Here is a 7,218-nt window from a genome sequence, read left to right on the forward strand (position 1 = left end):
GTCTGTACACACTCACCGGTGGACAACCCATGGCACATTGAGGGCGTGAGCGGCACACGACGCGAGATCCCGAACGACCCCGGACGCAAGGAGCGGATTCTCGATGCAGCCCTGGACGTGATCTCCGAGAGCGGCGTGCACAGCACCACCCACCGGAAGATCGCGGCACGGGCGGACGTCCCGCTGGGCTCGCTCACCTACTACTTCGACGGCATGGCGGACCTGCTCGCCCAGGCCTTCGCCCGGCTGTCGGACACCATGTCCCGGCTCTACCGGCAGACGCTGCAGGCGGCCGCCTCCACGGCCGAGGCCGAGGCGGCCGTCGTCGAGCTGATCTGTGGTCCGGCCTATGCCACGGAACGCGACATGACCCTCATCTTCGAGATGTACGCCTACGCCAACCACAGCGAGGCGGTGTCCGCGACGCTGCGCACCTGGCTCGAACGCAGCAGGGACAGCCTCGCCCTGCACTTCACACCCGGAGTGTCCCGCGCCCTCGACGTGCTCATCGAGGGCTGGCCGATGCACCGCGCCTTCTCCGAACGGCCCCTGGACCGCCGGTTGGTCACCGAAACCGTCCACGCGATCGTCGCCGCCGAACCACGCCTGTCCGCCGACACCGCCGAGCCGTGACGACCGCACGCTGCCCGAAAGGATGAACGTCCCGGTCGGACGGCGTGTCGCACCCCGCCCACCCGGCACCCTTCAAGTCGCCGGGGCATATGCGCGAACCAGGGGGCAGACGTGGCACGAGGGCAGGAGCGGACTCCGTTACGGCAACGAGCGCGGTACCTGTTCGACCGGACGCTCGCCCGCAGCACGGGAACACTGCTCGGCTGGCTCGCCATGTGCTGTCTGGCGGTCGTCCTGCCCGTCAGCACCCTTTTGGTGTGGACCGACCCCGCCGCGCCGCGCTCCTTCACCGGCCGCCTCACCCTGGTGTGGCGCACCAGCGCGGAGACGCTCCGGCTCGGAGCGGTGGCGGGCACCCCGGCGCGGATGCTGCTGTCCGTCCTGCTCGGTCTCATCGCCCTGTTGTGCGTGTCCACGGTCGTCGGAGTGGTCACCACCGGGCTCGGCGACCGGCTCACCGAACTGCGACGCGGCCGCTCGCGCGTGCTGGAGCGTGACCACGACGTGGTCCTCGGCTGGACCGACCAGATCTTCACAGTGGTCTCCGAACTGATCGCCGGCCGGTCCCAGGGCGGGCGCTCCGCCCGCGGACCGCACGTCATCACCGTGCTGGCCGACCGGGACCCCGCGCACATGGACTCCGCGCTCACGCCCGCCCTCGAAGTCACCGACCGCGTCCGGCTCGTCTGCCGCACCGGCATGCCCACCGACCCCGACGCCCTGGCCCTGGTCACCCCCGGTGCGGCCAGAGCGGTGGTGGTGCTGCCCGCCGAGGACTCCGACGGCGATCTCACGGTCGTACGGACCCTGCTGGCGCTGCGCACCCTGCTCGGCACCGACGGCGGACGGAGCGCTCCACGTGTCGTCGCCGCCGTGCACGACGGCCGCTACGTGCCCGCCGCACGGCTCGCCGCCGGACCGCGCGGAACCGTCCTGGAGACCGATCGGACCGCGGCACGGCTCCTCGTCCAGGCGGCGCGGCGCCCCGGGATGCCCACGGCACTGCGCGATCTGCTCGACTTCTCCGGAGCCGAGTTCCATGTGACCGACGTCCCGGAGGCGGTGGGACTCTCCTTCGAGGAGGTGGCACTGCGCCTGGAGACGTCCTGTGCCGTCGGGCTGCTGCGCCCGGACGGCCGCCCGCTGCTCACACCCGCGCCGCACACCGTGCTGGAACCGGGGGACCGCCTGGTCACCGTCGCCCACGACGACCGGACCCCTCGGCTCACGGACCGCTGGGCACGGGTCGACACCACGGCACTCGCACCGCCCGCACCCGCGCCGGAGCCCCCCGCACGGCTGTTGTTGCTCGGGTGGAACCGGCGCGCCCCGATGGTCGTGGACGCCCTGCGCGGGACCGCACGGCCGGGTTCGGTCCTCGACGTGGTCACCGACACGGCGTCCGGTGCCGCCGGCCCCGGATCCCCCTGGCCGCGGAACGGTCCTGGGGACACTCCTCTCAACGTGACGCACCACACCCGCGACCTGGCCGCTCCCGACGCCCTGGACGGCCTCGATCTGTCCGCCTACGACAGCGTCATGGCGCTGGACTCCGACCGGGCGAGGGGTGCCGAACGACCCGACGAACGGACCTTGTTGGCACTGCTGACCCTGCGTTCCTGGGAGGAGCGGACGGGCCGGGTGCTGCCCGTGGTGGCGGAGCTGCGCGACCACCGCAGCCGGACCGTCGCTCCGCTCGGCCCCGCCTCGCACGCCGTCGTCCACGGTGAACTCACCGCCCTGCTCATGGCGCAGATCGTGCAGAACCCGGAACTGGCCGCCGTCTTCGAGGAGATCTTCGCCACCCGGGGTGGAGCACTCGCCCTGCGTCCCGCCGCCCGCTACGTACTGCCCGGTCACGAGGCGGCGTTCGCCACGGTGGTCGCGGCCGCCCTGGACCGCGGCGAGAACGCGATCGGCTACCACGCGCACGACCCGCACCAGGACCGTCCGCACGACGGCGTCCTGCTCTGCCCCGGCACGTCGCAACGGCGCGTGTGGAGTGCCGAGGACCAGATCCTGGTGCTGACGGCAGGGCCGGGCCGCGACGGCGGCGCGGGCGACGACACCGACGACCTGACCCCTGCCCTGCCCGCCCAGAGACCGGAACGCGTCGAGGAGCCGGACTGAGGGTTCGGAACGAGGGGGCCGACGGATGCGGTAGTATTGATCACGAGCTGGTCGCCGTGAACTCCCGGCTTCCGGTGTCGCGTTGGTGGTCCAAGGAAAGACGCCCCGCTTCCTGCGGGGAAATGCAGGTGCAAGGCCTGCCCGGCGCTCGATGAAAGGGCCCGTCCGCAAGCGGACGGGCCCTTGGCGTTGCCGGTGTCAGAGCGCCGCCAGCCATGCCGCGGTGTCCGCCGGACGGTTGAAGCGGTGGGTGTCCAGCGGGCCGAAGCGCGGGTCCCGGGTGCGCCGCGCGATCTCCGCGCGGCGTCCCGCGTGCTGGGACCAGGACCACCACACCGGGTGTTCCCGGCTCAGCCAGCCGCCCCAGGTCTCCCTGTTGCCGCCGAACAGCACCTCACGCCTGGCGGAGCGCCGGAGGGAACGGCGCACCACCCGGGGCATCACGACCTGCCGGGGATAGTCGAGCCACACCACCGTGTCGGCCCGCTCCCACAGCAGATCGCGGACCTCGGGATAACCGAGGGAGTCCACGATCCAGCGTGACCGGGCGCTGAAGCGCGCCACATCCTCGGCGAAGGCGCTGTTCACCGCCCAGCCGGGACCGTCGAAGTAGAGGGCGTCCATCTCGTGGTAAGGCAGGCCCAGTCGACCGCTCAGGGCCCGCGTCAGGGTCGACTTGCCCGCACCGGTGACGCCCACCACCAAGACCCGTTCCACGAAGAGGGATCCTATCCCGGTTCAGACCACCGTCCGCTGGGCGTACGGGACGAGCCGGACCGGGCCCACGAGACCGTACGCCTGGCGTGCCGCCGTCCCGAAGACCGCCGGGTTGCTGATCCGCAGCCGGTTGAACAGCGGGGTGGCCACCTCCACTTCGACCGTGTTGGCGCCCGCCCTGAGCAGGCCGCCGAGGTCCACCTCGGGGTTGAGCCGGTCGACGGGCCCGACGCGGGTGCCGTTGACGGTGACCCGGCAGGTGTCGCTCACGCTGCCGAGCCGCAACACGGCGCCGGTCGAGGAGGTCCAGGTCCCCGGCAGCGTGACGGTCGTCCGATAGCGGCCGACGCCGCCGACGTCGGCCAGCTCCGGGATCTGCGACCAGGGCAGCAGCGAGTCCAGGGCGAGGGTGTGCCCGACGATCTCGGTGTCGGTGGCATCGGCACCGGGCCGCCAGTCGTCCACCGTGAGGGTCCACTGGTCGAGGGTGACGGGCGCGGGCACCTCGGGGATCCTCGCGGTGACCGTGCGGCCGTCGGACAGGACGGTGGCGTAGGTGCCGGCCGACGCGGCGCGCACGGCCAGCGAACCGTCCGTGAACAGCACGCTGTCCGCCTCGGTCGCCACCGCGTGCGGGCGGCCCCCGGTACGGTCTTTGAACGCGGCGGGCCGGGCCAGCGCGACGAGAAGCGTCTCGCCGGGCTGGAGCGCCACCCGGAACGTGAAGGCGTCGCCGTCCTGGGTGTACGCGGCGAGCCGGGTGACCCGACCGGTCCAGGGATCCAGCAGGTAGGGGACAGTCCCGGAACCCGAGCGCCGGGTGCTGTGCACCGTGACGTCGTGGTCGATGGCGGCCACGGCCGGTTTGACGGTCTCGGCGTGCTTGCCGTTGCAGAAGTAGTAGAAGTCGGCGTCGCCGGTGGCACGGTGCGCGTTGAGGAGGGTCGAGGAGGTTGCGTAGGACACGTCGGGCGTCACCCCGAGGTCCGCGAAGGCCGCGCCGACCAGGGTCTTGTCGGTGACCTGGCGGACGTTCGGCAGGGCCAGCAACCGAGCGGTGAGGGACCGCAGTTCGCCGGTCTCGCCGTCGTCCGGCAGGCCCGGGGTGAGGGCCTGGTCGAAGGCGCCGAACAGTACGGTGGGCAGTCCGGCCCGGGCGAACGCGAGCAGCCTGCGGGCGTCGGCGACGGCGAGCGTCGGGCTGGAACCGTAGAAGAAGTCGCCTTCGAGGAACAGCGCCTTGTAGGCGGGTCCGTCCGGTGCGAGCCGCTTTCCCGACACCTCGGCCGAGGGCAGGCCGAGCAGCGGTCCGCTCAGGAACTGGTGGGTCCAGCCGAGCGGGACCCCGGTGGAGGTCAGCCAGGACGCGCCGATTCCGGTGGCGCTGTAGCCGGTCTGCCGGAAGACGGCGACGTCGGCGCGGGCGGTGCCCGACTGGAGCACCTGGTGGACACGGCCGAGGTAGCCGGCGATGTCCCGGACATGCCGCCAGGTGGGCTGGCGGGGTCCCCAGGACTCGCCGTACCCCACCGCGCCGCTGTAAGGACTGAACGCCGCGAAGCCCGGCCAGGCGACTCCCGGCGCGGTCGCGTAGGAGAAGCCGTGGACCACGGTCTGGTTGACGCCCGCCGCGTACGCGCCGCCCATGGTGCGCAGGAACTTGTCCCAGGTGGTGTTGTAGGCGCCGCCCGCGTACGCGCCCGCCTCGCAGGACAGGACGCGGTGGCCGGCCATGTCCCGGCCGCCGGCGAGGCAGCGGTAGTCGTCGAGGTTCTTGAAGCCGAGCGACTCGCCTTCGGGGATGTCCAGGAGGGCCGCGGAGGCGATGGCGTCGGTCTGGAGCCCGTACGGCTGCGAGCGCAGTCTCATGCCGTGGCCGTGCGCCCAGTCGCGCAGCGCCCCCAGGTGGTGCTCGTTGAACAGGTCCGACACGGTCTCCCAGAAGTCGTGGCGGATCTCCTGGGTGAGCCGGGCCTCGAAGGCGAAGACCTGGTTGCCGTTGTCGAGGACGACGGCGGGCAGATACGGCAGCAGGTCCCGTCCGGTGCGCCTGCGGAACGCGTCGGGCAGTCCGGGCGTCCACTGCAGGCCCTTGGTCTCCAGCTCGACGGAGTCCTCGAAGAAGGCGCCGCCCGCCGAACCGAGCAGTCGCCGCAGGTCGGCGTCGAGGATCTCGCGGTCCCAGTAGCCGGTGACGGCGGCGGTGCCGGCCGCGCTGAAGTGGTCCACGACGTACGCGGCGGGGGAGGAGTGCGGTCCCGCCTCGGGCTGCTGCCCAGAACCGCGCTGCCAGTACGACAGGATCACCCAGGTCCCCGAGTCCGGCGGGGTCCAGGTGAGCCGGCCACCGGACACCAGGGCGGTCAGGTCGGTGACGCTGTCGGCGTCCAGGCCGGTCGCCTTGCCGCTGGAGTAGGCGGTGTCGACCCGGGCGGCCTGCACCGCGAACAGTTGCTGCACGGTGACGGTGGAGGCGGCCGCGCGGACCGCGGCCGGAACCGGGCCGTCGTACCCGGCGCCGCCCGTCAACGTCTCCTTGCCGTAGGCGAGTTCCTTGACGGCCGCGTCGTCGTCGGGTGTGACACCCGGTACGGCGACCGGCCAGCTCGGGCCGAGGGTGAGGTCGACGGTCAGTCCGCGCCGGGCCGCCTGGCGCAGCGCGGCCTTCACGCCCTCGCGCCAGGGGGCGCTGCCCCAGCCGTGGTGGGCGGTGTCCAGTACGGAGGTGTCGGCGACGCTGTGGTGCACGGCCGCGATCTCCGCGCCGCCGAAGCCCGCGTCCGCCATCTGGTCGATCTCCCGCGCGATCTCGGCGGGATCGACCAGCCCGTCCGGCCACCACCAGCGGAACTTCGGCCGAACGGCCTTGGCGGGACGGGCAAACCAGTCGGCGGCGGGTACGGCCCCGGTGGCGACGGCCCCGCCGGGTGCGGCAAACGCGCCCGCCGCCGGCCCGAGAGCGGCGAGGGCACCGGCCGACAGACCGGCCGCGAGCACCGACCGGCGGGTGGCCCCAGCGCGCTGTGAGGAGGATTCGGGCATGGTTCAACCCCAAGTGGTTCCAAGGGCGGGTATGGACGGCCATGGATTGAATCGTTTCAATTCCGGTAGACGCGGGAACGTTAATCCGGGCTTCGAAGTGAGGTCAAGGGGTGGGACAACGATTCAACGGGGCGGAGGGCGCAGCAGGTTGGAACCGACGCTCCTCAGGCCGCCTGGCCACCGTGCAGTGCGGTGCAGGCGCCGCCCCGGCGCAGGAGTTCCTCATGGGTGCCGATCTCCCGGATGCGGCCGTCGTCCAGCACCGCGATGCGGTCGGCGCCGCGCACGGTCGACAGCCGGTGGGCCACCACGAACGTCGTACGGCCGTGCAGCAGGCGGGCCGGCGCCTGCTGCACCAGCGCCTCGGAGCGGGTGTCCAGCGCCGACGTCGCCTCGTCCAGCACCAGCACGCGTGGATCCCGGATCAAGGCCCTTGAGATGGCGAGGCGTTGACGCTGGCCGCCGGAGAGCCCACGGACGCGGCGATCAGGGGAAGCAGCCAGACGGGGCTGTGCTTGACGGTGAAACGCGCCGACCGCCGCCGGCTTGCGGCGGTCGGCGCGCAGCAGGTGGGCGAGTGTCCGGACGGGGTGTTCGCCCCGGTAGCGGTGGTCGAGCGGCCGTTCCGACGTCGTCGTCCTCGGGAGCGTCGCGGTCAACCGGGACGGTGCCCGGATCGGCAAAGGGGCCGGCTAC

5 protein-coding genes and 1 pseudogene are annotated in these 7,218 nt (G+C 72.4%); 3 read left to right on the forward strand and 3 right to left on the reverse strand.

The genetic code is table 11. From position 1 onward, the window contains the following. The first annotated feature begins 45 nt into the window (after positions 1–45). Complete coding sequence (locus tag ABZ646_RS35800) at positions 46–633, forward strand: TetR family transcriptional regulator (protein WP_360528557.1); 588 nt, start codon at positions 46–48, stop codon at positions 631–633. Positions 634–744: 111 nt separating this feature from the next. Further along, entirely contained in the window at positions 745–2,763 is a 2,019-nt protein-coding gene (locus tag ABZ646_RS35805; protein WP_360528560.1) for an NAD-binding lipoprotein, read from the forward strand. A gap of 198 nt (positions 2,764–2,961) precedes the next feature. Here the strand turns inward: ABZ646_RS35805 and ABZ646_RS35810 are convergent, their stop codons facing one another. From ABZ646_RS35810 to ABZ646_RS35820, 3 genes are all read right to left on the reverse strand, one after another. Continuing rightward, a complete protein-coding gene (locus ABZ646_RS35810; RefSeq protein ID WP_360528563.1) occupies positions 2,962–3,480 on the reverse strand; it encodes an adenylate kinase in 519 nt (172 codons plus the stop codon). 21 nt (positions 3,481–3,501) lie between these two features. After that, positions 3,502–6,522 carry a glycosyl hydrolase gene (locus ABZ646_RS35815; protein WP_360528566.1) on the reverse strand — a complete coding sequence of 1,007 codons (3,021 nt, stop codon included), beginning with the start codon at positions 6,520–6,522 and terminating at the stop codon, positions 3,502–3,504. A 164-nt stretch (positions 6,523–6,686) separates the two neighbouring features. Continuing rightward, entirely contained in the window at positions 6,687–7,181 is a 495-nt protein-coding gene (locus ABZ646_RS35820) for an ATP-binding cassette domain-containing protein (RefSeq protein ID WP_360528569.1), read from the reverse strand. Here ABZ646_RS35820 and ABZ646_RS35825 point away from each other — a divergent pair. After that, positions 7,150–7,218, forward strand: a pseudogene (locus ABZ646_RS35825) (5-formyltetrahydrofolate cyclo-ligase); the annotation flags it as partial. The gene ABZ646_RS35820 and the pseudogene ABZ646_RS35825 overlap by 32 nt on opposite strands.

The sequence above is a fragment of the Streptomyces sp. NPDC007162 genome (assembly GCF_040634175.1).
Lineage (GTDB): Bacteria > Actinomycetota > Actinomycetes > Streptomycetales > Streptomycetaceae > Streptomyces.

Bases quoted from the DNA above. Each gene is read 5' to 3' on its own strand.
- ABZ646_RS35815 (WP_360528566.1), bottom strand. From the start codon at position 6,522: ATGCCCGAATCCTCCTCACAGCGCGCTGGGGCCACCCGCCGGTCGGTG.